At 48.7% G+C, this 26,669-nt stretch carries 17 protein-coding genes and 2 riboswitches; of the genes, 2 read left to right on the top strand and 15 right to left on the bottom strand.

Translation table 11 applies throughout. The features are described from left to right. Positions 1-6: 6 nt before the first annotated feature. The 11 genes from cobU to L0659_RS05155 are packed head-to-tail and all read right to left on the bottom strand — an operon-like array spanning position 7 to position 15,948. The gene (gene cobU / locus L0659_RS05205) at positions 7-510 is read right to left on the bottom strand and encodes a bifunctional adenosylcobinamide kinase/adenosylcobinamide-phosphate guanylyltransferase (RefSeq protein WP_235124637.1); all 504 of its coding nucleotides are present in this window, start codon (positions 508-510) and stop codon (positions 7-9) included. After that, complete coding sequence (locus L0659_RS05200) at positions 511-1,089, bottom strand: cob(I)yrinic acid a,c-diamide adenosyltransferase (protein WP_235124636.1); 579 nt, start codon at positions 1,087-1,089, stop codon at positions 511-513. It abuts the gene before it with no gap. Then, positions 1,086-2,261, bottom strand: a complete 1,176-nt coding sequence (locus L0659_RS05195; RefSeq protein ID WP_235124635.1) for an ABC transporter substrate-binding protein — start codon at positions 2,259-2,261, stop codon at positions 1,086-1,088. The genes L0659_RS05200 and L0659_RS05195 overlap by 4 nt, the downstream gene beginning before the upstream one ends. After that, the gene (locus L0659_RS05190; protein ID WP_235124634.1) at positions 2,258-2,788 is read right to left on the bottom strand and encodes an AAA family ATPase; all 531 of its coding nucleotides are present in this window, start codon (positions 2,786-2,788) and stop codon (positions 2,258-2,260) included. The genes L0659_RS05195 and L0659_RS05190 overlap by 4 nt, the downstream gene beginning before the upstream one ends. Further along, positions 2,788-3,738 (bottom strand): adenosylcobinamide-phosphate synthase CbiB, encoded by a 951-nt coding sequence (cbiB, locus tag L0659_RS05185; protein ID WP_235124633.1) that lies wholly within the window; start codon positions 3,736-3,738, stop codon positions 2,788-2,790. The genes L0659_RS05190 and cbiB overlap by 1 nt, the downstream gene beginning before the upstream one ends. After that, positions 3,717-4,739 carry a histidinol-phosphate transaminase gene (locus tag L0659_RS05180; protein ID WP_235124632.1) on the bottom strand — a complete coding sequence of 341 codons (1,023 nt, stop codon included), beginning with the start codon at positions 4,737-4,739 and terminating at the stop codon, positions 3,717-3,719. Before L0659_RS05180 ends, cbiB begins: the two co-directional genes overlap by 22 nt. After that, the gene (locus tag L0659_RS05175; RefSeq protein WP_235124631.1) at positions 4,733-6,247 is read right to left on the bottom strand and encodes a cobyric acid synthase; all 1,515 of its coding nucleotides are present in this window, start codon (positions 6,245-6,247) and stop codon (positions 4,733-4,735) included. The genes L0659_RS05180 and L0659_RS05175 overlap by 7 nt, the downstream gene beginning before the upstream one ends. Beyond that, positions 6,244-8,154 carry a magnesium chelatase subunit D family protein gene (locus L0659_RS05170; RefSeq protein ID WP_235124630.1) on the bottom strand — a complete coding sequence of 637 codons (1,911 nt, stop codon included), beginning with the start codon at positions 8,152-8,154 and terminating at the stop codon, positions 6,244-6,246. The genes L0659_RS05175 and L0659_RS05170 overlap by 4 nt, the downstream gene beginning before the upstream one ends. Then, positions 8,154-12,437, bottom strand: a complete 4,284-nt coding sequence (cobN, locus tag L0659_RS05165; protein ID WP_235124628.1) for a cobaltochelatase subunit CobN — start codon at positions 12,435-12,437, stop codon at positions 8,154-8,156. The genes L0659_RS05170 and cobN overlap by 1 nt, the downstream gene beginning before the upstream one ends. 1 nt (position 12,438) lies before the next feature. Then, positions 12,439-13,755, bottom strand: coding sequence for a cobyrinate a,c-diamide synthase (locus L0659_RS05160; protein ID WP_235124627.1), 1,317 nt, complete (start codon positions 13,753-13,755; stop codon positions 12,439-12,441). Positions 13,756-13,782: 27 nt separating this feature from the next. After that, complete coding sequence (locus tag L0659_RS05155) at positions 13,783-15,948, bottom strand: TonB-dependent siderophore receptor (protein ID WP_235124626.1); 2,166 nt, start codon at positions 15,946-15,948, stop codon at positions 13,783-13,785. Positions 15,949-16,114: 166 nt separating this feature from the next. Then, positions 16,115-16,301, bottom strand: a riboswitch (cobalamin riboswitch). 68 nt (positions 16,302-16,369) lie between these two features. Next, positions 16,370-16,552: riboswitch (cobalamin riboswitch) on the top strand. Between the two features lie 127 nt (positions 16,553-16,679). Here L0659_RS05155 and L0659_RS05150 point away from each other — a divergent pair. Together L0659_RS05150 and L0659_RS05145 are read left to right on the top strand one after the other, a co-directional pair. Then, positions 16,680-17,309, top strand: a complete 630-nt coding sequence (locus tag L0659_RS05150; RefSeq protein WP_235124625.1) for a cytochrome c biogenesis protein CcdA — start codon at positions 16,680-16,682, stop codon at positions 17,307-17,309. Next, entirely contained in the window at positions 17,309-19,474 is a 2,166-nt protein-coding gene (locus L0659_RS05145) for a TonB-dependent siderophore receptor (RefSeq protein ID WP_235124624.1), read from the top strand. Before L0659_RS05150 ends, L0659_RS05145 begins: the two co-directional genes overlap by 1 nt. A 39-nt stretch (positions 19,475-19,513) precedes the next feature. On the opposite strand, the gene L0659_RS05140 is transcribed toward L0659_RS05145, so the two are convergent. From L0659_RS05140 to L0659_RS05125, 4 genes are read right to left on the bottom strand one after another with little or no spacing between them, the layout of a single operon-like run. Then, positions 19,514-22,810 (bottom strand): VCBS repeat-containing protein, encoded by a 3,297-nt coding sequence (locus tag L0659_RS05140; RefSeq protein WP_235124623.1) that lies wholly within the window; start codon positions 22,808-22,810, stop codon positions 19,514-19,516. Positions 22,811-22,841: 31 nt separating this feature from the next. Beyond that, positions 22,842-24,113 (bottom strand): MFS transporter, encoded by a 1,272-nt coding sequence (locus L0659_RS05135; protein ID WP_235124622.1) that lies wholly within the window; start codon positions 24,111-24,113, stop codon positions 22,842-22,844. Between the two features lie 6 nt (positions 24,114-24,119). Continuing rightward, positions 24,120-25,148 (bottom strand): LacI family DNA-binding transcriptional regulator, encoded by a 1,029-nt coding sequence (locus L0659_RS05130; protein WP_235124621.1) that lies wholly within the window; start codon positions 25,146-25,148, stop codon positions 24,120-24,122. A 17-nt stretch (positions 25,149-25,165) separates the two neighbouring features. Then, entirely contained in the window at positions 25,166-26,659 is a 1,494-nt protein-coding gene (locus L0659_RS05125) for a sialate O-acetylesterase (protein ID WP_235124620.1), read from the bottom strand. Between the last annotated feature and the right edge of the window lie 10 nt (positions 26,660-26,669).

Here is a 26,669-nt window from a genome sequence, read left to right as displayed (position 1 = left end):
TTGATTTTATTTCAATTGAAGTGGCAGGCCGGAAACCATAAAAATCGCTTGATCAGCTCTGGAAGCAACATATTGATTGGCCCAGCCTTGTAAATCCGCAAACTTCCGCCCTAACTCCGTCTCCGGATGCACGCCCATCCCGATCTCGTTGGATATAATTATCAGCTGTGCATTTATTTTATAAAGTGCGTCAATTTCAGATTTAAATGCAGTTAATGTTTGCTCCATATTCTGCTCGTGCTCCATCCAAAGATTTGTTAACCAAAGCGTTACACAATCAATTACTGCCACCCGATTTTCCAGCGGCAGTAAATGCAGATCCAGCTCCTGCTCGAAAAGTGACCATTCAGGCCCACGATCATCGCGGTGAAGCTGCACGCGTTGGGCAAAGTCATCATCCCAGATCTTGGCCGTGGCAACGTAAATAGGATTTTCACTCAGTCGTAATGCCATCTCCTGCGCATACCGACTTTTCCCGCTCCTGACGCCGCCGCTGATGTAAATGATCATTTATTCGGCGCTTTTAAAACGTTTATATAAAAACAATTGCCATTTTTCCTCCGCCACGCCGGCCTTGTCCATTTCCGCGCGGGCGAGGGTAAAAAAGAGGTCGGATAAGCGGTTAATGTAGGCTGGAATTGCTTCGTGCACCTCGTCGGTTTTTATGAGCGAAACAAGTCTGCGCTCACCGCGCCGCATCTGAGTCCGGGCAATGTGACAAAGCGCCGACACTTCATTTCCGCCGGGTAGCAAAAAATAGTCCGAAGGCGAACTCATTGCCGCTTCCAGCTCGTCAATCCACGTTTCGCAGAATGCAGCGCCATCCACGGGCATTGGGTTTTTATTTTCCTTTTTGGCATCAGATGGCCTGGCCAGATGCGACATCATATCCATCAAATCCTTCTGAACTTTGTGCAGATTCGCCTGCCATTCATGTTCGACACCCAGCTTCACACGCAACAAACCGATCGTTGAATTCGCTTCATCAAGGGTTCCCATGCATTCCACGCGCACATCATCCTTATCCACGCGGCTCCCGCCAAACAAGCCTGTCGTGCCCTTATCTCCTTTTTTTGTGTAAATTTTCATTTGAGTTGTTTATAATAAATGAGTTCATGATCCGGCAAAAGCTCCGGATGCAGGATTTTGATCAAATCAGCCAGGACATCTTGTGGATTCACCGCTCCTGATTCCCAGTAATCATTGGCGCCTTGCTGATTGGTCCGCTGGTGATAACCATACACTTTTCCTGTTTTGAATGCTTTGAAATCGGCATAACGCGTGTCTTTGGCGAGCAAGTCCTGTGTGGTTTTAACATTGCTAATGCTCACATTTAACCAAAAATCCGCACCCAGCGCGACTGGATAAACGGCTTCAAAATTGAGGGGCAAACTGCCTGTCGCCTTGGTTTTCTCCCAGTAATAACTCGCCCCGGCATCTTTCAAAAACTTGCATACATAACTGTTTCCATTCGGTACGAACCACGCATCGCGTGAGTTCATGCCCGTGATGACACTGGGTTTTGTGGCCGCATTCGCGCCTATTGCTGCGAGACGATTGTATTCTTTTTCTATTTTCTCAAAACGCCGGTTGACTTCGTCCTCCTTGTTAAGCAATGCGCCCATGAGCTTCACCCATTCGGCGCGCGCGAGTGGCGTTGTTTCCACCCATTCCGAATTCACTAGAATCGGAATTTTCGCAGCTTTCAAACCATTGAAGCGATCCATTTTTGAAACAGGACTGCCTGTCGCCATAACCAGATCAGGCTGCATCGTAATTAATAATTCTTCATTGAGCCCCTGATCCTTCCCTACTTCCTTAATGCGCCCTGCCTTAATCCGGTTCTGCACGCGCTCGGAAGACACATATTGAAAATTGCTCAAACCGGTCAAGACGTCTTCTGCTTCCAGAAATCCAATAAGTCCAATGTGCATGGACGACATGGCCACCAAACTCCGAACGGGAATTTCGATCAGCTGGCTTTCAGGATAGCCTGCGGGACGTGCATTCCCGCGCGGAATCAACAAATAAGTCGCAGTATCCGCCTGTTTTTCAAACGGACTGATGATTTTAAGCACCTTATAATTTTTGTGATAAGTGATCGAAAAGCCCTTTGCATGTTTGATCGTGATCTTGTCCTTGAATGTTGCATTGCCTTCCCTACGCAGTTCGTTTTTTTCATAGAGCGTGGATGAACTGCTGCAACGCACGAGAATCGTTAGCAGGAACAATGCATATATGAGATTGATCTTTGACTTCATTTTGAAATTTGTTTGATAATAAATTCCGCTCTTTCGCAAACCGGAATCTTTGGAAGCGCAATCAGCTGATAACCAAGACTGCTATAAGCTTTTTGGATAGCTTCATACAATGCGGAAGCCTCTGTGAATGTTTGCCAGCGTTCGTCGTCATTGACATAAATTTCCTCCCAAGGCGGCGCTATAAACACATTGGTTTCGTATCGATTGGCAACGCATGCTTCCAGGAAATCCGGATCAATGTCATTTTTCCCAACATTGAGATATGCGATGATGTCAGGCAATCCGCGATCAAAAAAGACCGTTTGAGCCGGGCTGGCGTGATGGAAATCAGCTTGCATTCTCTCCATACAGCGCCGAGCGAAACAAGGTAAATTGATCCAAGGCAAACAGTTTCCACCAGCAGCCACTTCATCGCGAATCAGCTCGCGGGAAACTTCCGGAACCGTTAGATACCCCAATTCTGCAAGTGCTTCCAACAATGTGCTTTTTCCTGATCCCGGCCCGCCGGTGATGACAAATGAGGGCATTACAAATTTTTTAAAACAAACCAAAAACAACATATCGCCACCATCGACAGACAAACCAAATGGTTAATGCGACTTACAAATACAATTTCTTTATCCTCTATTTCACGCTCATTTTCGCCCACATAAGGTTTTTCAACCAGCATGCCATGATATACATTCGGGCCGCCGAACCGGCAATGTAGAATGCCTGCGAGCGCGGCTTCCGGGTAACCGGCGTTTGGGCTTTTGTGCTTGTTCCCGAATCTGAGAATGTGGTCCAATCCGCGTCCGCTGAATGTGACCAAAACCATTAAAAATGCGGTTAACCGAGCAGGAATAAGGTTAGCCAGGTCATCGAGTCTGGCGGCAAACTTGCCGAATTGCTCATAACGCTCGCTTCGATAACCAATCATCGAGTCGAGGGTGTTGATCATTTTATAGGTCATCATCCCGGGAATGCCGCCAAGCATGTAGTAGAACAGTGGTGCAACAACGCCGTCGCTGAGGTTTTCGGACATCGTTTCCAGAACGGCGATGCGGACTTGGTTTTGCGTGAGATTGGAAGTGTCTCGGCCTACTATGCGGGAAAGTTGGATTCTTCCGGCGGGTAAGCCGTTTTTGCTTAGTTGCTCGAATACGGCTTTGCCTTCTTTGATTAAAGTCCTATTAGCAAGGCCATACCAGACGAAAATCGTGTTAAATGCTATTATTTGCCACGAATGCGCCGCAGCGGCGTCCGCCAATAAGGCACGAATGACATAAAATATAATGAACGTGCCGCCTACTAGGAAAACTGTCAACATTGCCCCTTTAAAAAACCGAAACGATCCTTTATTCAATCGCTTCTCCCCCCAGGCGATCAGGTTGCCAAAGACCTTCACCGGGTGCGGCCAGGTTTCGGGATCACCGAGCCAGAGGTCCAGCGCGTATCCTGCTAATAGTGGAATGATCAGTAATGCAGCTTGGTCCATGCTTTGAGCGCTTCGATGAGTAATTGGTTTTTTTCAGGCGTCAGCGTGGCCAGCCGGAAATGCTGGCGGGTTAAACTGCGAAAGTTGCCCGCGTCCCGGATCAGGATGCCGTGATTTTGGATTAAAAAATCTTTGAGCTGCGCGGCATTTCTAACCAATGTTTTGCAAAGGAAAAAATGGGTTTCGCTTTCTTCGACGACGATTGCCTCATTCTGTCTGAGCTGGTTTACGAATTCTGCTTTTGCCTTCCAAATCGTCGCCATAGGCAATTGCACCTGATCATAATGTTCAAATATGAATTCCCCCGCAGCCTGCGCCATGACATTAACCGTCCAGGGTTGCTTGATAGCAGTCAACTGGCTGATGATTTCGTCATTTGCCAAAAGATAACCCAGCCGCAATCCAGGAATTGAGTAAGTCTTTGTGAGCGAGCGAAGAATGACAACATTCCTATATTTTTTCACCAAATCAATGGCACTTTCCAAGCCTTCCGTAAAATCAATAAATGCCTCGTCGATGACGAAAATGCAGCCCGGACTTCTTTTGATCCAAAATTGCAGATCCGCGAAATAGCGGCCTGTGGGGTTATTGGGATTACAAATAAAAACAACGTCCGACCGAAGCTGCGGCATTTCCAGGGCTTGCAGCCAGGGCAAATAACTTAGCTCGTGATTGAAAATCTGACACGCATCTTCATACTCGGCAAAGCTGGGCGTCAGGATCGTGGTTTTGCTGCCGGAAAACAGTTGTGCGATCAGGTAAATGCTTTCGGTGGTCCCGTTGCAAACGAGCACCTGCTCGGCAGCCAGATTGTGATGCTTGACAATTTTTTGGGTTAGATTTTCGGCTAAAACTTGCGGGTAACGCTCAATCCGATCCATATTTTCCCACAAATATGCCTTCAAGCCAGCCGGTGTTCCGCCGTGCCAGACATTGGTGCTAAAATCGGCTATAATTTCGCGTTCGTAGCGGTAGGCATCGTCTCCGTGTCCTGTCAGCATACTTCTGATTTTATGATTAAGCTTTTGTAAATCAAGTCCATATCCACATTTTGACGAATTATGTCCGCCAGCTTATTGTATTGTTCTTCTTTAAAATCATGGATAGAAGCACGTGGCTTTTCCAGACTGGCGGCATACGGTTTAAGCAAAAATTCAATGACGTGATCATTGTCCAGAATGCCATGAATGTAGCAGCCCCAGGTTTTTACATTAAGCAAAAAGCCATCCTGCCGGCCATCTTCAAATGTGGCTACGGGCGATGCGGCTGCATGGATTTTTGTAAAGCCCATATGAATTTCGTAACCTGTGCATTGAGCCGGATTTTCTAAAAATGAAAAAGAACATTGGGTTGTCGTTTTTCTGTTTTGCAGCTCGGTCGCGACCGGCAGAATGCCCAGTCCGGGGATCTTTTCAATGCTGCCTTCCACGCCGTGCGGGTCGGAAATTTCGGTGCCCATCATTTGGTAACCGCCGCAAATGCCGATGACGGTTTTGCCTGACTTATGCGATTTTAAAATAGCGGTGGCGACGCCATTGTTTTTGATCGCGAGCATATCTTCAATGGTGTTTTTGCTGCCTGGAATGATAATAATGTCGGCTTTTTCAATCTCAGCCGGGTCCTGGCTGTAAAATAAATTGACGCGTTCGTCGCTTTCCAATCTGTCAAAATCGGTGAAATTGGATAGTCGACGCAGCAGCACAACGGCTACATTCACCTTACCCGCTGTGGATTGCCGGAATTTCGTTTCAAGTGACACAGAGTCTTCCTGGTCAATGTGAATGTCGCGGAAATACGGCAATAGGCCGACGACGGGCAGACCCGTAAGTTCTTCGAGCATGCGTTTTCCGTCTTCAAAAAGCCGACCGTCACCCCGAAATTTATTGATAATAATCCCCTTCATCAGCGCACGCTCTTCTTTCGAAAGCAATGCTATGGTTCCGTAAACGCTGCCAAAAACGCCTCCTTTATCAATGTCGGCGATCAGATAAGTCGCAGCCCCTGCATGTGCGGCCATTCTGAGATTGGTAATGTCCCTATGTTTGAGATTAAGCTCTGAAATGCTGCCTGCGCCTTCGAGGACGATCGGGTTATATTGTTCTGAAAGTCTGTCAAATGCCTCTTTCACCGCAGCAAACAATTCCCGCCGGTCATTTGCCATAAAGTATTCGTAGGCCGACTGGTTCCCAACTGCCTTTCCATTCAAGATCACCTGTGAAGATCGATCATTCGTTGGCTTCAAAAGCACCGGATTCATATCCGACTGGCAAGGAATGCCCGCAGCTTCCGCCTGAACCACTTGCGCGCGTCCCATTTCAAGTCCGTCTGCTGTTACATAGCTGTTCAACGACATATTTTGTGCCTTAAACGGGGCCGGACTGAAACCATCTTTCTTGAATATTCTACAAAATCCAGCTGCAATGACACTTTTTCCCACATCGGAGCCTGTACCAACAAACATGATCGGCCGCAGCTTCTTTATCTTGTCATCAAACGTTAATGCACTCATTGGGCTTGCAGTTTCAGTTTGGAAGAAATGGTTTTGGTCAAATTTTGTTCGGAAACTTCATCGAGGGACAAGCATTCCGCACCCAAAGCAACAGCTAACTCGGCCGCCCTACCCATCCGCAAAAAGCCGCTGTCCGTATCCATAACCATTGCATGCACGCCCGAATGCCGGATCGCAACCGCCAGTTCGAGCGCTTGTGCCCAAGCATCGCCACCGCCTGCCAGCGGCACATTGGCTTTTCCATCACTGAGCAAAATCAGCAAAGGCGTGGAATCCGATTTCCGTGCATGCTGCTGCAACAACTCACCCGCAAGCTGCAATGCGTGGGCAAGCGGCGTGCGGCCGCCGGTTGGAAGATTTGTTAATGCCGTTTCAGCCAGTTCGACACTGGAAGTAGGCGCCAGCAAAACATTTGCTTCCACACCCCGAAACGCGATCACGCCGACAGTGTCCCTTTTTTGATAAGCATCATTCAATAGGCTCAGCACGCTTCCTTTCACCGCCTCCATCCTCTTCCCAGCTGACATTGATCCTGAGGCATCAACGACAAATAAGATCAAATGTCCCGTTTTGCCCGCTCTGACGGCATGGTGAACGTCTTCCTTTCTGATTGACAGCGCATTAGGATCACGCACAATGGCGTTCAGCAGCGTTTCTGTCACAGCTATATTGTTTGCAGACACATTCGCTTCCGTCCGTATCTTGATTCCTTTTGGCGTGCCGGAAGCTTTGCTTCTCCGCCCTTCGAGCCATTCAGTCATGTTTCCAGAAGGCATAGCATTTAAGGTTGGAGCCTGCACATTAGAGGCTATCCCAAATTGTTTTTCATCCGCATTATCTCCACACGCTCCCTCCCCGCATTCGCCCTCAGCATTGGGTTCATTTGAGTTTGACTCTGCTTCGCCTGGCGCACTTTCAGCAGTGTCATTGCCATGCTCGCCAGGCAGTTGGTCGTTCTTTGGCTCAGAAGATTGGCTATCAGCATTACACGACTGATCATCAGAATTCGGTGATTGACCAGGATTTGGAGGCGGCATTTTCTTGGATCTGCGGTGTGGAAGCACAAGCTCTGCTGCCTGCTTAATGTCGGCAGCATTAACCAATGTGCGATTTTCCAAAGCTGCAATCGTGATCGCCGTTTTGCACATCACAATATCAGCCCGGAGGCTTGCTATGCCCGATTCAATGCATAATTGACTAATCAGGGATAGCAGTCCGGCCGGCATTTCAACAGATTGCAACAAGCTTTGCGCAGTGCTTATTTTGGCTTTCAAAGCTGTTTGTGGATTTTCCCAATGCTGTATAAAACCCTCTGGATCATCTTCAAACGACATTCTGCGCTGGACAACTTCTATTCTTGATACTACATCAAAATCCCCGCCTACTTCTATCATCAAACCAAACCGGTCCAGAAACTGTGGCCGCAAGTTGCCTTCCTCCGGATTCATCGTGCCAATCAAAATAAACTTGGCAGGATGGCTCGCAGAAATGCCTTCCCGCTGAATCGTGTTCACACCCGAAGCAGCCACATCCAGCAAAATATCGACCAGATGATCCGGCAACAGATTCACTTCATCAATGTATAAAATGCCCCGATGAGCAGCTGCAAGCAGTCCTGGAAGCAATTGTTTCTTCTTATCTGAAAGAATGGCTTGCAGATCAAGGCTTCCCAGCACGCGATCCTCGGAAGCGCCGATAGGCAGATCCACGAAAGGGACGGGGATTTCATTGTCCAGATCATTGATCAAAGGCATCACCGCTTGCAAGCCGCGTGCCGCAGTTGTTTTGGCAGTGCCTTTTTCACCTTTAATGAGCACGCCGCCGATGCCGGGATTCACCGCGCAAAGGAGCAACGCCAGCTTCAACTTTTCTTGCCCGACGATGGCTGTAAATGGGTATAAATGCATTATTCTGTTCTGGTTTCTACGGCTGCTTCACTATTTAAATACAATTCTTTTAACCCCTCCAAAACCGCTTTCGAAGGCGCCGCCCACATCCCGCGCTGCACGGCTTCCAGCAGTCGCTCAGAAATGGCGTGCAATGCCCAGGGATTGCTTTGGGCTAAAAAATCCTGCATAGCACTGTCTAATGCATAGCTTTCCGCCACTTTTTCATACATCCAGTCATCCACAACATTTGCCGTGGCGTCGTAGCCGAAGAGATAATCCACCGTTGCCGTCAGTTCCAAACCACCTTTGTAGCCATGTTTTTTGATGCTTTCAATCCATTTGGGATTAATGACCCGTGTCCGGAAAACGCGCAATGTTTCTTCTTTCAAATCCCTGACAACGGGTCGGGCCGGGTCCTGGGAATCGCCGAAATAGTGGCGCGGCTGCTTGCCGGTGAGGTTGCGGATGGTGGCAATCATGCCGCCGTGAAATTGCAGATAATCGTCGCTGTCGAAAATGTCATGTTCGCGGTTATCCTGGTTGTGCAGGGCAATTTCGACGCCTGCAAGCTGATTGCTGAATTCTTGTCGGGCGTCCACGCCAGCAGCACTTCGCGAATACGCATAGCCGCCCCAATTCAGATAAGCTTTTGCAAAATCAGCGTCAGATTCCCAGTTTCGTTCGTCGATAAGCGGCAGGATTCCCGCGCCATAACTTCCCGGCGCTGCGCCGAAGATCCGGTAACCGGCACGTTCTTCGGCTTCGTCGGTGGAAAGGCTATTATTTTTTTGTAAATCAATAAGGTCTTCCAGATAATGTTTTCGCACAAAGTTTTCAGCCAACGGCTCATCGGCTGAAATCACCATTTGCACCGCCTCATCCATCAGTTCGATCAAATGCGGAAATGCGTCGCGGAAGAAGCCGCTGATGCGAATGGTGACATCAATGCGCGGACGGCCAAGCCCTGAAAGCGGGATCATTTCCACACCTGTAATCCTGCGGCTTTCAGCTTGCCAAACAGGCCGGACGCCCAGCAACGCAAGCACTTCGGCCACATCGTCGCCATGTGTACGCATGGCGCTCGTCCCCCAAATGCTGATGCCCACCCGCGTCGGATAGCGATCGGTTTCTTTCAAATGCCGGTCGAGCACTTCCTTAGCAAGCTGCTGGCCCACTTCCCAGGCGGCTTTTGAGGGTAAAACCCTTGGATCGACTGCGTAAAAATTGCGCCCCGTCGGCAAAATGTGCGCCATTCCACGGGTCGGTGCGCCGCTGGGGCCGGCAGGAACATAACCACCGCTAAGCCCATGCAATAGATTATGAATTTCGTCTTCAGTTCTTGCCAGATTAGGCACCAAATGTTTGCAGACGAAGTAAAGGATTTTCTTTATTCCAGCGATCTTCCGATCATCAGGCAAGATGTTCAGTGTTTCAAATAATGTTTGATCAATCGAATCAGCATTGAATTCATATTTTTTTAATAAAGAAAACAAATGCTCCGACAGCTCGTCAAATGTATCCAGCGCATCCGAGCCCGTCAGAATCGGGCGGCCTGCGAGTTGCTGTAATAGTGGAGAAACGTTCATTAAACGCTCCCCTTTTTTGGACAAAACATTTTCCAAATCGATATCAAACAATGCCGCCATTTCGGACTGCAATCCGGGCACATCCGAATTTGGTAACCTAGTCAGCGATTGCAGTGTATCGACGAGCGACTGTCCAAGCGGCATTTCGCCCAAAGTATGCAGACCGTTTCGGATCTGTGCCGCGCCCAATTCGCACAAATAGCCATCAATGTCCTCAATCAAATGCGCCACATCTTTTCCATCCATCTCTGCAATGCTGACCGGCACGCCTTCTGGCGTCATTTCATCATCCCAATCGTGTTTATGATCACCATGGTCACGGCTGAGCATGGCCGATAGGTCGGCGTCGAAGTTGGTTTGTTTGATAAGCTCCCAAATCTGTCTTTGCAGCAAAGGCAACTTCGCCGGGTCCAGACTCTCGACCTGATAATATTCGTCCACGAGCTGGGTAAGCTGCGCGAGTTCGCCATAGGTGTCTGCCGAAGTCATCGGCGGCATCAAATGGTCCACAACCACTGCATGTGCACGGCGTTTGGCCTGCGATCCTTCACCCGGATCATTGATAATAAACGGATAAAACAGCGGCATATCGGCCAGAAACGCATCCGGAAAGCAATTTTCTGACAACCCGATCCCTTTGCCCGGCAGCCATTCCAATGTGCCATGCTTACCTACATGCACGATCGCGTCAGCCTGCCAGTCGTCGCGCAGCCAGCGGTATAATGCATAGTAATGATGCGTCGGCGGCAAGTCGGGCTGGTGGTAAATGGCGTCCAGGTCCATGCCGTAGCCGCGGGGCGGTTGCAGCGCTACGAATGCATTCCCCAGATCGAGTCCGGCCAATGCAATGTGCTCATCATGCAAATAAGTTTCACCCGGCGGCGGCCCCCATTGTTTGGTCATTTTTTGCCGTGCTTTTTCGGGCAGTTCTTCAAACCAATCCTTGTATTGGTCAATCGCAACGCGGCCTGGCGCCAGGGCAAGTTGCTGCGGGGTCAGATAATTTTCGTCATAGGAGCAGCGGTCGATGAGTTCATGGATTAATGCAGTTCCTGACCCGGGCAGATTGTTGATCTGATAACCCTCCGCTTGCATCGCACCTAGAATATTCATCAACGAAGCCGGCGCATCCAGCCCCACTGCATTTCCGACTTGCGAAGCTTTTGTATTTGAATTTGTAAAAATAAAAGCAATGCGTTTTTTGCTATTGGGCAAATGTCGCAGCCTCGCAAAACGCGCTGCTAATCCAGCGACCCGATCCACGCGATCTTCCACTGCCAGATAACCTTTGCTGCTCATGCCCTTTTCCTTAAATGAAACGGGCACGGTGATAATCCGGCCATCGAATTCGGGAATGGCGACATTCATCGCGGTGTCCAAAGGATTCAGACCGCGCGAAGAAGTTTCCCACGGACCGCGGCTCATGCCGCTCGTAATGGCTTGTAAGATCGGCACGTCCAGCGCTGTCAGAGATGTTTGCGGTTTGCTAACCATCCCCGCAGGCTGAACGTCCGTCATGGCAAAAGATATCGTGTTGACCAGCACATCGAGCTTCACAGGCTCTTGAAAATACTGAAATGCCTGTGGTTTGCCCGTTTGCGGATCTATGGATTTTAGAGAAGATGTAAAAACAGGAAGCACATTCATCTGCCGGTCTTCCAGCGAGCGGATCATTGTGTCAACGAAACTCGTATTTCCGCTGATCCAATGTGCGCGATAGAATGTTAATCCAGCCGTCGGCAGCGACGGATTGTAATATTTAAGCCAATCCGCCATGTCTGCATTTTCCGGTAAATCGGGATGATAAATGCCGTGCTCGGGCAGTGCGGCAGGCCGCTCGGCTCCGAAGCCTGTAATGAGCAAATGGTCTGACAGATAGCACAATAGTGAAAACAAATTGGCATAACCGCCTGCATTTAAGTAATGCAATGTTTCCTGCAAAACATCGGGCGTGACTGTGGAAACGGCCGTAAATTCCGGGTTCAATTCTCCGGTTCCACTTACGACGATCAGATATTGCTCACGCTGCTTAGCCAGATTAACCAGCTGGCTGAATCCCGGAATTGTGCTTAACCTGCCGTGAATCCGCACGATAATGATCTTTGCCTCAGCCAGTTCACGTTCCAGGAGCTGCGCCATTTGTTCTTCGCTTCTGATGCCTGTAAGGCTCATGCCCATTGTTTTAGGGAAATCTTCGGGCAAAACTTGTAAAGCGCGGTCCAACGCTAAAAGATCCGTATCCGCATGGGTTAGAAAGACGATCCCTTCTGTCGGCTGGGCGACAAGTCCGGCTAATGTGGCGTTCTCAGAGCCTTTCCAGGTGTAAAATTGAAATACATATTCCGCCAGGTCGGCGGGTGGCACGAGATAGCGGTCGGCCTGGACCATGCTTTCGATGTAATCAAAAATTGCCAGGATCTGCCAGTCGTTATTAATGGAATGAAACCAGACCGAATGTCCGTCGAAGAGCAGCGTCACTACATTCGCCAGTGTACACGGACCCAGGCACCCGCCTTTGGTCATGTGCACCTTGTTGCGAAGCTTGCGTTTGAGCCACTCGCTTTTGTAAAGCTCCACCGGAACGGGCGCATATCCCCTATCCACCCGCCCGCAGCAGCATGCGTTATAGCAATACGACAAATGTCCCCTGCGCTGCACGAGGTTGATTGACTTGCCGTCTGCACGGGTAATTCGTTGGCGTTTGATTTCTTTCATATCAGCTGTTAGCGCTCAGTTTCAGCAGTTTTTTGATGAAGTTTCCGTTTTCACCCCAGTACACGTGCATGTAAGAGGCGAAGGTGTTTTTGTGTCTGTAAAGCTTGGTGTCTGTTTCAATGCCCTTTGCATTTCGGCATTGTATCGGCAGATTTCCCAGGTCATTTGTTTCAAAATCCGAGTAATGAAACTCGTGACCTTTGTATTCCAAATCCGCCCATTGCGCAGTGCGATAACCGAGCGTCATCTTCGTGTTTTGCATAGTCGTGCTGCATTTTAATACATCGGCCATCGCAAATTTTTCTCCCTGGGAGTTTGTCAAATTTTCACCCAAATACATTAATCCCCCGCATTCAGCATAAGTCAGTCCGCCGTTTTCGCAATAGTCTTGAATGCTTTGGCGCATGCTGTGGTTTTGGCTTAGCTCATCTGCGTATAATTCCGGATAGCCGCCCGGCAAATACAAGAAATCAGCAGTCGGCATAACAGAATCATGCAGCGGACTGAACCATTCTATTTGACCCAAAGAGGATAAAACCCGAATGTTCTGATGGTAAGTAAATGCAAATGCTTCGTCTCGGGCAATGGCTATTTTTTGGTTTTGCTTTGGTAAAAAAATGGGTTTGCTAACGGCTTCCTGCTTGTCAGCTTTTGTAATTTCTAACAAGCGATCCAGGTCAACAGATTCTGCTATTGCACATGCTGCATTTTCAATAATCGCTTCATAATCTGTCTCTTCGGAAATGTGCAGTCCTAAATGTCGAGAAGGAATTTTTAGTTCTTCATTTTTTGGCAAATAACCCAGCGGCTCGATGCCCACATCCGCGCATGCATCCTTTAAAAAACTATAATGTGAGGCTGTATTGACGAAATTGAAAATCACGCCTGCAACATTGATTTCCTTTCTGAAATTTTTCAAACCAAACAGCAGCGGCGCAACGGAATAGGCCATTGAACGGGCATCCATGACGAGGATTACGGGAATATGGAGCAGTTCCGCAATTTCTGCGCTGCTGCCTTTCATTTTGTGCGCCCCGTCAAACAAACCCATGACACCTTCCGTAACTGACACATCCGCAGCTTGCGAATATGACTGATATTGTTCCTGCACATGACTTTTGGAAGCCATGAATGTGTCCAGATTGATGCTCACATTTCCCGATGCATGCGTGTGGTGAAGGGGGTCAATGTAGTCCGGGCCGCATTTGAATGGCTGCACTTTTAATCCCCGCTTGCTGAGCGCGCGCAGCAAGCCCAGGGTAACTGTCGTTTTACCCGAGTTGCTTGATGGTGCGGAGATGAGGAAGTGTGATTTCATGATTTTTTTGTTTGCCACTATTTGATGCTACAAACTATACTTCACACTAACCAAAAGATTCCGCGTCGCGCCGGGCGAAAATTGATTGGCAAAAATGGCGTTGGCGAAATATTTTTCATTGAATAAATTGTTCACATTCAACCGGATGCCAATGCGTCCGACGCGATAACCCAAAGCTGCATCAATGACCGTATAAGCTGGCAATGCGAAAGAATTGGAGCTGTTTGTGAATGTTTCATCCATATAATTAGCGCCCGCGCCGACGCTTAGTCCTTTGATCGCGCCATTTTGAATTTCATAATTGACCCACGCATTCAGCATGTTTTCTGGGGCAAACGAAGCAACCTTACCCGCAACAGGATTCACCTCTCCGCCAGCATGTTGCAGATATTTGGCTTTGGTCAATGTGTAACCTGCATTGATATCTAATCCAGGTGCAGGATTGCCCTGGACTTCAAATTCAAAACCTTTCGATTCCGCTGATCCGATCCTGCGGAAAACGCCGCCTGGCAGGGCTTCGACCTGGTTGTTTTTGCGCATATAATAAAGTGAAACATTACCCGCCCATCTGCGCGAGATTTCCAGTCTGCTGCCGATTTCACCTTGGTAACCAGTCTCAGGATCAAACGTTTCACCATTCGGTGCCACGCGGCGGGAAGGCTTAAAGTAGGTAGAGTAAGAGGCATACACGGACAGCGGCTCGACGGGTTGATACACCAATCCAAGACGGTAAGTCAGTGCTGATTTTGAAATGCTGGATTTCACGCCGTGCTCGGTAATGTTCCGGTCCGCATCCACTTTATTGGTATAATAAGTGCCGTCAAAAATATCGTAACGCAGCCCGGCCAGACCTTTTAATTTATCTGAAAAACGGACGAAATCCTGTAAATAAATCCCGTGCACATTCTCCATGGTCGCGCGGTAATTGTAGTCTTCAATGCCGAGGTAACCTTGGTTCAAAATGGGATTGTTAAATGGAATTGTCGCATTCAATCCAGGTCCGAAAACATCGCCATTATACGTTTTCCGGTCAAGGATGCTCACCGAATATCCGGCCAGTAACTTGTGCTCAACATTTCCTGTAATGAAGTCATAGGTCAGTTCCAGCTGGTTCTGCCATGGCTTCGTCAAGTGATTGAAGTAAAAGGGAAACGAGCGAGTCAGAGAATCCTGGGTTGCATTTAAACTCAGCTCTTCAGTTGAAAAATAATTGATGTTATCATCATAGTAAGAAAGCTGATTGGACAAGCGCAGATTGCTTGCAAGCTGGCGGGTGTATTTCAGCTGGAAATCATAGCGCGTATGTTTGAGAAAATCCTGCGGATCGTTGTAACGCGTGTTCACATTCATCCCCGGTGCAACTTTGCTTCCTTCCAAAACCGGGATTCCAGCATCCGTGTCATAGATATCTTTGTTCGCCCCGATCGTCAGATAAAACAGGTCTTTACTGGTTGGCGCGTATTCGAGCGCTAAGTAACCATTGTTCGTATTTGAGCCGGATTGGCGGTAACCGTCCGTATCCGACATGCCAAAATCAACCCGGTAACGCAGCTTGTCATTGATCGCTCCGCCTGCTCCTGCGCGCATGCGTCTGGTGTTGAAAGTTCCGTAGCTTGCAGAGAAATCAGCCTTAAAATCAGCGGTTGGTCGTTTTCTAACAATGTTAATAATTCCACCAAGGGCAGAATGTCCAAAAAGAACCGAAGCGGGGCCTTTCAAAACTTCTATGGATTCAACATTAGCCAAGTTCGTGTTGGGCGCACTCGTGGAAATGTTGTGGCGTTCATCGCGCACACCATCGATTAGTAAAACGAAGTTTGCAAACCCGCGAACTGTGAAATGCTGAAAGCCGCCATAGGTGTTATTGGCCCGCACACCGGTCGTGTTTTTCATGGCCTCTCCCAGATCATCAACACCCCGCTGCTCGATCGTTTTTACCGAAACATTGGATGTGGTAATGGGCAGGTCGCGCAGTGGAACATTGATCTTGTTGACCCCGGAGAAAGCTTGTTGCTTTGCCCTGCTGATCACGACTTCGGAAAGGTCTTTTGTGCTGGTGAGCGTGTCCTTGTGATCCTGCGTTTGCCCATAACTTGCGGCTGTTATCAGCAGCAACGATGCGGACAATTGAAGTTTTAAATTGGTAATTCTGGCGCTGTTAGTTCGCGAACAGCGGTTCGTAAATGTTTGCATACTTTTAACTGATGATTAGATGAGTTAAAAGTCCCTTGCAGCATTTTTACGATGCAATCAGAAGCGGAAGGCAGAATGTCTTGCAGGAGCACGCCTGTTGGTTTTGTGGGTTAGCAAAACCGCAAAAACAGATATCCGGACCGACTTGCTTCATCCCGCGAAAGCATCGTCAACTTTGAAAAAAGGCAGGTCTCCTGACTTGTAACATTTACATCGTCCTTCCCGGAATTGCTCCCAGTGGACATCTTCTGATATAAACTTTTGCGTTACTTACAGTTGCGCGACAGCTCGTGATTCTCACACGATTCCCTATTAATTTACTGGTTAGTAAAACCTATTTCTGTTGGAAAAAAATAAAGTAAAGAACTCGTAAAGGGCGCAAAGATATGGTAAATGTTAACAATGTAAATTAAAAACATCTAGCTTTGCCGCTTCATTTGGTTTCCGCCTTTGGTGGAATTAAAAGGGAATCCGGTGTAATTCCGGAGCAGTTCCCGCTGCTGTAAGTTCAAAATATAAGCTTCTGACATGATGCCACTGGTCACCCGGGAAGGCGTTAGGAGTTGAACGAGCCAGAAGACCTGCCAGTTGAAAATATCCGTTTTGCTTTCGGGAAGAAAGGCGATAGGATGTTGGCAGGCCGTTCCCGGCTTATGCCCTTCCTCGTGTATGCTCCTGTTTTCAATCCGGATAAGTGAACTGCCTTTCAGGCTAAACTTTATTCGATTGTTATGGTTAATTTTCTACTTGTTGACTCCCTTCTTTTAGGCATCCAGCATTCTTTTGAACCCGATCACATGGCGGCGGTTTCCGTTTTGGCCATTGATGAAAAGCAAGGCCCGGCACGGCGCTGGAAACTCATTTGGCGGTCAATGCATTGGGCGCTGGGACATTCTTTGAGCCTGGTTTTATTTGCTATTTTGGTGCTGCTGCTTAAATCCCAGATTTCCCTCGAAGTTTCGGGGAAGGTTGAAATGCTGGTGGGACCTTTGATGATCTGTCTGGGGATTGTGGCGATTCGGCGCAATTTTTTGCCACGGGATGCACGAATTTTCACGAATGCGCCGCAGAAGGTTAGCCGCTCTTTTTGGGTTGGTATGGTGCATGGACTGGCGGGCACGGGCGGGGCTTGCGCAGTGGCGCTTACCCTTGCTGCCAGCGACGCGCAGACTGCCGTCTGGATCATCGTTATTCAAAGTGTGGGCATCATTCTCTCCATGTCCGCTTACGGATATTTCTTCGCATTATCCATCAGCAAATACGTTTCGAAACGCGAGCAATTTTTTCGGATCGTCAATTATCTCGTAGGCACATTTTCCATCATAATCGGAGCAATCACGCTCATTAGTTCAATTCAATAGTGAAAACATTTACTTACAAAACAGCAGCATTGCTGGCGCTTTCTCTTGCTGCAAATGCACAGGAAACCATTGTAGATTCCAGCAAAACGAATCTGCTAAACCCAATTGTCGTTACTGCAACGCGCTTTGAAACCAGAAAAGAAACGCTCGCGCAACAGCTTTCGATCATTTCCAGCGAAGATCTAAAACTCACACCCGCAGCGGACATTACCGACATTGTCCGGAAGCTTGCGGCGGTTGATGTGATTCAATATCCCAATCTTTCATCAGGCATCGGAATACGTGGTTTCCGGCCGCAGTTTTCAGGATTAAATCAGCGCACATTGCTTCTGATTGATGGTCGGCCGGCCGGTGTTACTAATCTGTCGCAGATTAACTTAATTGGCATTGAGCACATCGAAGTCCTCAAAGGACCAGCGTCATCTTTATACGGCTCGCAAGCAATGGGCGGGGTGATTAACATTATCCGCACCAAATCTCAGGGACCGACGAGTGGAAATGCATTTCTTGAATATGGGAGTTTTGCAACCGTGCAGGCGGGTCTTAATGCGGGCGGAAATTTGACCAAAAAGCTCGATTACGACGTTTCATTCGCTTATTTTCAACGTGCCAAGGATTATAAAATAGGTCAGGATAACTTGCTCCGGAATTTGTTTGGATTTCAAAATGCGCAGAAGAATTATACCAACATTCCGGTCGAGCAAGTGGACGAAACGGTTACGGACGGGCAGCGGCGGCCATACACCAATCTGCATTATTACACGGGCCGGGCGCGACTGGGATATCAGCTGAGTAAAAACTGGCGGTTTGATGTAAGCGGGGAAAATTTTGTGGCCAGGGATGTGGAATCACCGGGAGAAATTTCGTCGGGAAGCACGGAAGCGAGCAAGAAAAATAATGATAGGAATGCGGTTGATCTGGCCGTTTCGGGTAACATAGGAGATCATGAGGCAAGTGTTAAAATCTTTCACGCGCAGGAAAACACTCGAAACTTCACATTGAATGTTGCAGGAAAACCAGTCACTCCTTTTCGCTCGGCAGAAGGCGAAAACCAATGGACCGGCGCGCAGGTGAAGGACACTTGGAAAATTGGAAAACATACGATCATGCTGGGTTACGACTATCTGAATGCCCAAACCAGCAGCCGGAGATGGAGCAATGACACCACCGAGCGGGCGCCAACGCAACCGGCTTATGCAATCACTTCCTCAGCATTTTATGCGCAAGCCCTTTTGAATTACAAAAAGTGGACGCTGCAACCGGGTGTACGCTATGACAACATTACATTTAATGTGAAAGAAACAGCGCTCTTGCCGACTTATCAGGCGGGAAAAAGAAACACTCCGTTCGTCAGCCCGAGCTTGGGGATTAATTATGCAGTTACTTCGAATCTTAGGTTGAAAGTCGCAACAGGAAGAGCATTTGTCACGACGGACGCTTACTCAGTCGCAGGTTATAATGAAGTAAAAGATGCAAAAGGCAGAATTGCAGTCACAGCCGGAAATGCGGATTTAAAGAATGAAAGCAGTTTAAGCTGGGATTTTGGATTTCAATATATGAAGCCAAGTTCAGGATTTACGGTCGGCCTCACATACTTTTCAACCAAAGTGGATAATCGGATTGCCAAGATTATCAATGTGGTTAATGAACCGCAAAACAATGGCGAAGTCATCGTTTCACGAGCCACATTTGTCAACGCGGCAGACGCTACAATCCAGGGAATCGAAACGGAGCTTGCTTTTGATTTTGGTGTATTTCAAAACTATCGTTACTCATTCAAAACATTCGTTACAGGTTCTTCTTTGCTGAAAGCCAAGGAGTTGATCGTCGGAACAGATGCCTCTGCGGTGGAACGCGACATTCAGAATGTGGCCAGGAATACATTCAATTATGGCATTGAATATAATAATCAAAAGTGGCTGCAAATGCGGCTCTCCGGAAGGTCGGTAGGCCAGCGGAAAGACATTGATTATACCGATCCCATCAATCCGGAAATTGAATATCCGAGCTATGCTGTTATTGATTTTGCTGCTTCATTCAAAGTAAATTCCCATCATTCATTAGGGGTTAAAATTGCGAATGTAACCGACGAGAATTATTACGAAAAACGAGGCTATAATCTGCCGGGCACAGCATTCTCTCTGCGGTATAACTTTTCATTTTAGATGAAAAAAGCGCTTGGAATGTTAGTGAGTCAGGCTGGATTACTGAGGTTGAAGCTGCTTGTACACTTCCAGCTTTCCGGAATTGCTTGCGCCTATCAAAAGCACTTTTTTATCCTTCGTGATCAGCTCGACGAGAGATCTGTTGTCACCATTCAGCATTAATCCGCTCAGGGCCTGCGGCACGGGCGCAAAATTCCCGTGCCCATCGCCTTTTAAATACAATCCCTGCATTGCATCGAACCGCCCGATTGAAGCATCCGGCGCATAAGAATTTCCCGAAAGGATCAGGTCCGTATTACCATCGCCGTCTACGTCTCTAATGACGATGCCTTGAACCGGGGCGAACTGCGCCTGCAGGGGGAGTGCTTTTATTTTGAATTTACCTTTTCCCAGATTTTCAATGTAGGACGAGGAAAAATAGCTTGCTTTTGATACGGTGGCCTTATGAAGCAGTTCGGGAGAAATCACGTCCTGGGTCGTTGCCCTGGCGTATTCGTCATACAAAAAGAAGCGTTTGCCGAGCCTTGGCATTTGGCGCAGCAGGGCATCCCGGGAAGGCCATGGATAGTTTTTGCCCTGAATGTACCAGGAAAGCAAGGATTGATGCAGCCCGCTCCCGTCCAGGTCACCGCTGTGCACAGTCAGCGGTTCCGAGGCCGAAGCCCGGAAAGGCGTGTTGGTGCCCATATTCCCAAGTATATAATCCGTGTCGCCGTCATTGTCCATATCAGCGCCCCGGATGTTGTTCCACCAGCCCGAGGTGTTGCCCAGATTAGTTGAGGCGGTCACATTAACGAGTTTGCCGCCTTTATTTTTGAAGAACAGCACGGGCATCCATTCACCGGCCACCAGCAGATCGGTGTAGCCATCGTTATCGAAATCCGTCCATAACGCGGAGCTGACCATGCCGATGTGACGAATTTCCTGGCAGACCTTTGCAGTTACATCGGTAAACTTTCCGCCATCATTGCGCAGTATATAGCTTTCGGGAGCTGCCGGATATTTGCCTGGCACAAGGCGTCCTCCCACAAACAAATCGAGGTCGCCGTCGCCGTCAAAATCTGCTGCCGTCACACAGGACTTGCTGGCAAGCATCGGCGGGAGCGCGGCGGCGTCTTTGGTAAAATTCCCTTTACCATCGTTTTTGTAAAGCCGGTCCTGGTAAAGGGCGGAACCTGCATTAAACTCGCTGCCGCCGCTGGCTATATACAGGTCATTATCACCGTCACCATCCGCGTCAAAAAGCAAGCTTCCGGCATCTTCCTTTTCCTTGTCAACCGAGAGTTCCCTCCTGACAAAGCGCCCATTGGCTTGTTGCAAAAAGTAAACAGTAGGAAAACCTGCGGCGCCGCCTATTACCAGATCATTGAGCTCGTCCCCATTCATGTCTCCCACCGCCATCGAGGGCCCGGTCGTCGAGTAAGTTTGTGGCATCAGAACATGCGTTGCAAGATCCAGGTGCTCGTTTTCCAAATGTGTGTAATTAAGCCCGTACTCATTGCTCACCTCTTTGAAAATGGGCAGGATTGGTTTAGTAATGCTTTTTAATTTCCGCGATGCATTTTTTTGTTCCAAAACCAGGCGCTCCCCGGAATTTATATTTAACATTTGCTGCACACGCCCATCGGGCCAGCGGATTTCCAGTGTATCGATCCTGTTGGCATTGCCCAGACCAAAATGAACAATGTTACCCACCGTCGACTGAAACCCCCGGTATAATGTATGTTCGTAAACCTGCATTTGCCCCTGATAATGAAGCCTCACCTTCGCGCCCAATGCCTGACGGTTCGGGCTATCGCCTTTCAGCGAAAGTTGCAGCCAGTTGTTTTTACCAAGCTTCTGCGATTCGTTTTGATATATAAATGCTTTTTCATTGACATTATTGACGACAAGGTCCAGGTCTCCGTCATTGTCAAGATCGGCATAGGAGGAGCCATTCGAAAAGGACGGCTCATCAATGCCCCAGTTGGTTGCGTGCGTGAATGTAAGATCTCCGTTGTTTCGGAACACATAGTTTGGGACTTTGACGCCTTTCAGGTTGTTCATCAGTTTAAGCAGCTTCGCATTTGCCTCGTCCTTCTCCTCGAACATCGTCGTTTGCTGGCTGTATTTGATAAAATCCTTATCGGTCATGTCCTTCAAATGTCCGTTGCTGATGAACAAATCGCGATAGCCGTCATTGTCAAAGTCGGCGAAAAGCGGGCCCCAGCTCCAATCGGTTTTGTCAATGCCGGCAAGTTGGCCGATCTCACTGAAATGGCCGTTACCATTGTTGAGTTGCAGCGTGTTGCGCATGTATTGCGGCTGGTAACCGATCTGCCTCATGAAATCAAACTTTTCATTGGACATTCCTGCCGCCATGATCTTTTGCCGGTAGTTATCTTCGGGCAGCATGTCCAGCACCACAATGTCCTGAAAACCATCATTGTTATAATCCGACACGTCCACGCCCATTGCATTATAGCTCTGGTGTTTCATATATTCTCCAATGCGGTTGGTGAAAGTGCCGTCGCGGTTATTGATATAGAGCAAATCATTGCTCAAAAAGTCATTGGCGACATAAATATCCGGATAGTCGTCGCCATTCAGATCGTTTACAGCCACGCCCAGGCCGTAACCTTCGATCAGAATGCCGGCTTCTGCGGAAACATTTTTAAAAACCGGATGGCCTGCTGCACCATTGCCCTCATTTCTGAACAATTTATCTGTATTGGCTGCCTCTCCGTGTGACCTGATCGGCATGAGGTTGTTGACTGCCCGCGGAGAATGGTCATGCGTGAGCAGGTAAGCGTCCAGGTCGCCATCCTGATCATAATCCAGGAAAGCGGCCTGCGTGCTGTAACCGGTGTCCGCCAGTCCGTAATCTGCCGCCGATTCAGCGAACGTATTATTTCCTTTGTTGATAAAAAGCAGGTTTGCGCGCATAGCCGGGTCGGGACTGCCTGCGCGGCTCACATAAATATCCAGTAACCCGTCTGCGTTCAGATCAACCATTGCAACCCCTGTACACCAGCCGTTCGTGGCAATGCCCGCTTTGTTGGTAATGTCTTCAAACTGCATGTTGCCCTTATTGAGATACAATTTGGAAGAAACCATATTTCCTGAAAAGAAAAGGTCCGTCAGTCCGTCATTGTTAATATCACCCAGGCCCACGCCGCCTCCATTATAGAAATACATGTATTTTAAAATGTTAAGCGAATCGGTCTGACGGATGTCGTTGGAAAAATCAATACCGGTCTGCTGCGGGCTCAGCAGGCTGAATAGCGATTCCGACTTTTTTTGACAGGCAGAAAAAGTCAGTAAAACAAAAATACAATGCAGGTAAAATCGGCTCATGGACTGGTCGCTGAAATTTAGCTCGGGAAAATTAAGAAAACTGATCTTCAATGGCTTCCAGGGAAATGCCTTTCGTTTCCGGCATCAGCAGCGCCACAAACATTAGTTGAAGCACCATTAGCGAAGCAAAGCCGGCAAATATGATCCAGGTTGAATATTGGTTGATGAGCACCGTGCCCAGCAGCGTAATCAATCCTGCAAATACATTCAGCATTCCCGAGCCCCAAGCCTGACCAAACGCCCGCACCCGCGTTGGGAAAATCTCCGCAATAAAAACCCAGATCACCGCGCCCTGCCCAATGGCATGTGAGCAGATAAAAACCAGCATGAAGCTCAGTACAAACCACGCAGACCAGCCCGCATAAAAGCCTAAGGCCATCATTGACAAACTTAAAATATACCCGATCGATCCTGCAAACATCAGTTGCCTCCTCCCTACCCGATCAATAAAATACATTCCAACACCCGTTGCCAGCAAATTCACCATGCCGATGGAAACGCCGCCCAGCAGCGACTGCGACACGCCCAGCCCGGCCTGTTTCAAAATCTGCGGCCCATACAAAAGCACGAAGCTGATCCCGGAAAATTGATTAAAAAAGACCATTAATAATGTAATGACCAGGATTTTGGAATATTTTCCCGAAAACAAACCTGCATTTTGAAGCTTTGCAGTTTGTTCCAAAGTTGTTTCAGCACGCATCAGCCAGCGGGGACTTTCAGGAATGCCAAGGGCGAGCAAAGTGTAAAAAAGCGCAATTACGCCCGTGGCCCCAGCCATAAACCGCCAGTCGCCGGAACCTGCGATGCCTGCAAGCATATAATTGGAAATGTAAGCCAGCAGAATGCCCCCGACCAGACTAAATTGAAATAGTATGCCCAGTTTGCCACGGTCCTTCGCATCGCTGATCTCGGCAATGTAGGTTGGCGCCGAAATGGCGCCGATGCCCGCAGCCAGGCCACCGATGAAGCGAAAAACCGAAAACATATAAGGCGAAACGGACAAGGCAGTCCCGAGCGACGCAAGCATAAACAGCGCGCCCGTGAGCAGCAGCGTCGGTTTTCGGCCCCAGCGTTCGGTGGGATATCCGCCGATCAGAGCTCCGGCCACTGCTCCCCACAATGCGATGGAAACGATAAACGTGCCGTGAAACCAATCCGAAGTATGCCATAATTGCCTCACAGACAGGTTAATGCCCGATATAACAATGGAATCAAAACCGGATAAAAAACCGGTTAAAGACACGATCAGCACGCAGCGAAAAGTCCTGCTCTGCATAGTCAATGTGGTGCTGCTATGTTCCATAACCCGCTAGGTTGAAGCCCTGATAATCAATGATGTGGGCAATGTGATTACTTCGGCGGCTTTTTTGAGTAAAGCCGGATTGCGCAGTTTGGACATCAGCGTATCTATCGCCACCTGCGCGATGCCTTCGATGGGCTGAGCGACCACGGTTATGCCCGGACGGTGTATCCGGAAAAGATCATGGTCATCGAAGGAGATCATGGCAATGTCATCCGGAATGCTTAGCCCCGACTGATTGATCACTTCGAGCCCGGCAATGCCCAGGTAATTGGTCCCGAACACAACCGCATCCAGCTTGTTCTGACTGAGTATTTCGCTGATATCCTGCAAATAATCTTCGTGTCCGCCCTTAAATGGAAGAGGGAAAACATGCGTAGCCAGTCCATGGTCGGCGATGGCTTTTTTGAAACCAATGATGCGGTCTTCCTTCTCGGGATCGCCCAGGGCAAGCGCAACAAGACCGATGTTTTTCGCGCCGCGTGCCACGAGGTGCTCCACGGCCAAATACATGCCGCCCTGGTTGTCGACCATTACCGCATCGGTGCCGTCGTTGCCAAAATAGCGGTCAAAAAGCACTACGCCCTTGCCCTTATCCAGCATGTCGCGGATCTCCTGCTCCATGCCCTGGGTAGGAGCGATAATGCAGCCGTCCACACTGAGCGTAGAGAACATTGTCAGGAAATCCTTGCCGCGCGCCACGTCATTTTCCGTGCTGCAATACACGATTTTATAGCCATTCTGGTAAACCTTTTCTTCGATTAATTTGGCAATGCTCGCATAAAAGGGGTTGGAAATATCTTCTACCATCAGCCCGATAATGTTTGTTCGGCCTGTGCGCAGGCTTTGTGCAAACTGGTTGGGCCGATAACCCAGGCTGGCTGCCTCCGCCAGCACTTTTTCAACAAGCGATTCGCTGATCCGTTTTTCCTTTGCCTTTCCGTTAAGAATAAATGATATGGTTGTTTTTGAAACGTTCAGCTTCCTGGCAAGGTCGCTCATCGATGGTTTCGGATCTGTCATTATTTTATTGATCATGCCTGTAATGTGGAAGGCTATTTTTGGGGAATTGGTTCAGGCCAGTCGTCGCTGCGGAATGCCAGTGCAGGCAGGCCGTCCTTATTTTGCAAATTGGTCACTGCAAAATTCGTAAACGCATACCGGACAGCCACCGGTTGCTTTACATCAGGACAAGTCAGTATAATCCGGTCTTTATCAATCCGGGCCTTTGCGGCATGAAATTTCCTGTCTGCACCTGCTACAAAGAAATGTTCAGGGGCTTTCCCGTTATTGGTTTCCAACCCGTTGCGTACGGTTTCGGGAAGGAAATGTATCTCGATTTCTTTTTTTCCAAACAATGCATAGTCAAATTTTGGCCCTTGATAGCTTATTTCCAGCAGGCCGTAAGTCCTGTTGAGCGCCGTTCTGGCCAGGCGCACGCCGATGGGCTTTTTGTTTTTCGGATGAAGATCCCGGGACTCGCCCACATCCATGTTCACGACCATTTCTGTATTTCCTAAGCTGGCCACAGCTTCCTGTGCTTCGCGAAAGAATGCATAGTCGGCCAGTGCTGCATCATCCCGTTCATACCAGAACGGTGCTACCTGTACGTAATAAAAAGGCAGATTTCCCTGCCCGAAAGCCGACCGCCAGCTCTGGATCATAGCCTGTGTGAGGCGGGTGTAGCTCGTGCGCTCGTTACGGTTGGACTCGCCCTGATACCAGATAAAGCCTTTAACGGAAAGGTTGATAAAGGGATTGACAAGGGCATTATAAAGTAAAAACGGCCGGGTCACTTTCTCAAAAGTAAAGCCGCCGTCGATCTTTTCCTTCGATTTGGGACTGTCCAGATAGGGCTGTAAATAAACACGGTTGAGCATTGTATCGGCCGCCAGCATCTGGCGGGGCACGTAAGCTTGTGCTGCCGAAGCGCCTATCCCGGTAAAAACCAGCCCGACGGGCACATTCAGTTTGGCAAATAATTCCCGCCCGAAATGATAACCCACGGCGCTGAATGTGCGCACGCTGGCAGGCGTACATTCCTGCCAGGTGCCCTGAATGCTATCCAGGGGTTCATTACTGAAATTCAGGTTTGCACTGAACAAACGGATCTGCGGAAAAGCAGCAGCCGGCACTTCACTGGCCGAATCCAGCGTTTCGTGCATTTTGAATTGCATGTTGGATTGCCCACTGCAAATCCAGGTCTCCCCGATCAGAACATTTTCCAGCGTCTGCGTTTCCTGGCCGCTGCTGATGGTGATCTTATGTTTAGTAAAATCACCAGCCCGTGCCGCCGGAACAGGGATAATCCCCAGAAACTTGCTTTCCGCGTTGGCCGAAATACGCACCGGTGCGGACAACCAGTCTGGCTGAATGGTCACTTCGGCTCCGGCAGGCGCATGGCCCCAGACTTTAAATGGCTGGTTTTGCTGCACGACCATATTGCTTTGCAAAACCGGGCTTAACCTGAGCTTGCGGCCATTCTGCGCATGAACTGATAATGCTATGCAAAGCAGTACAATGAGGATCTTGATTTTCTGCATATTCATTTTGGCAAGA

The sequence above is a fragment of the Dyadobacter sp. CY347 genome (assembly GCF_021502655.1).
In the GTDB taxonomy this organism is placed as follows: Bacteria; Bacteroidota; Bacteroidia; order Cytophagales; family Spirosomataceae; genus Dyadobacter.
The sequence above is the reverse complement of the archived record's forward strand: the minus strand, read 5'-3'. Positions and strand labels throughout refer to the sequence as shown.

Coding starts and splice junctions, on each gene's coding strand:
- cobU (WP_235124637.1), bottom strand. CDS start 510: ATGATCATTTACATCAGCGGCGGCGTCAGGAGCGGGAAAAGTCGGTAT.
- L0659_RS05200 (WP_235124636.1), bottom strand. CDS start 1,089: ATGAAAATTTACACAAAAAAAGGAGATAAGGGCACGACAGGCTTGTTT.
- L0659_RS05195 (WP_235124635.1), bottom strand. CDS start 2,261: ATGAAGTCAAAGATCAATCTCATATATGCATTGTTCCTGCTAACGATT.
- L0659_RS05190 (WP_235124634.1), bottom strand. CDS start 2,788: ATGCCCTCATTTGTCATCACCGGCGGGCCGGGATCAGGAAAAAGCACA.
- cbiB (WP_235124633.1), bottom strand. CDS start 3,738: ATGGACCAAGCTGCATTACTGATCATTCCACTATTAGCAGGATACGCG.
- L0659_RS05180 (WP_235124632.1), bottom strand. CDS start 4,739: ATGCTGACAGGACACGGAGACGATGCCTACCGCTACGAACGCGAAATT.
- L0659_RS05175 (WP_235124631.1), bottom strand. CDS start 6,247: ATGAGTGCATTAACGTTTGATGACAAGATAAAGAAGCTGCGGCCGATC.
- L0659_RS05170 (WP_235124630.1), bottom strand. CDS start 8,154: ATGCATTTATACCCATTTACAGCCATCGTCGGGCAAGAAAAGTTGAAG.
- cobN (WP_235124628.1), bottom strand. CDS start 12,437: ATGAAAGAAATCAAACGCCAACGAATTACCCGTGCAGACGGCAAGTCA.
- L0659_RS05160 (WP_235124627.1), bottom strand. CDS start 13,755: ATGAAATCACACTTCCTCATCTCCGCACCATCAAGCAACTCGGGTAAA.
- L0659_RS05155 (WP_235124626.1), bottom strand. CDS start 15,948: ATGCAAACATTTACGAACCGCTGTTCGCGAACTAACAGCGCCAGAATT.
- L0659_RS05150 (WP_235124625.1), top strand. CDS start 16,680: ATGGTTAATTTTCTACTTGTTGACTCCCTTCTTTTAGGCATCCAGCAT.
- L0659_RS05140 (WP_235124623.1), bottom strand. CDS start 22,810: ATGAGCCGATTTTACCTGCATTGTATTTTTGTTTTACTGACTTTTTCT.
- L0659_RS05135 (WP_235124622.1), bottom strand. CDS start 24,113: ATGGAACATAGCAGCACCACATTGACTATGCAGAGCAGGACTTTTCGC.
- L0659_RS05130 (WP_235124621.1), bottom strand. CDS start 25,148: ATGATCAATAAAATAATGACAGATCCGAAACCATCGATGAGCGACCTT.
- L0659_RS05125 (WP_235124620.1), bottom strand. CDS start 26,659: ATGAATATGCAGAAAATCAAGATCCTCATTGTACTGCTTTGCATAGCA.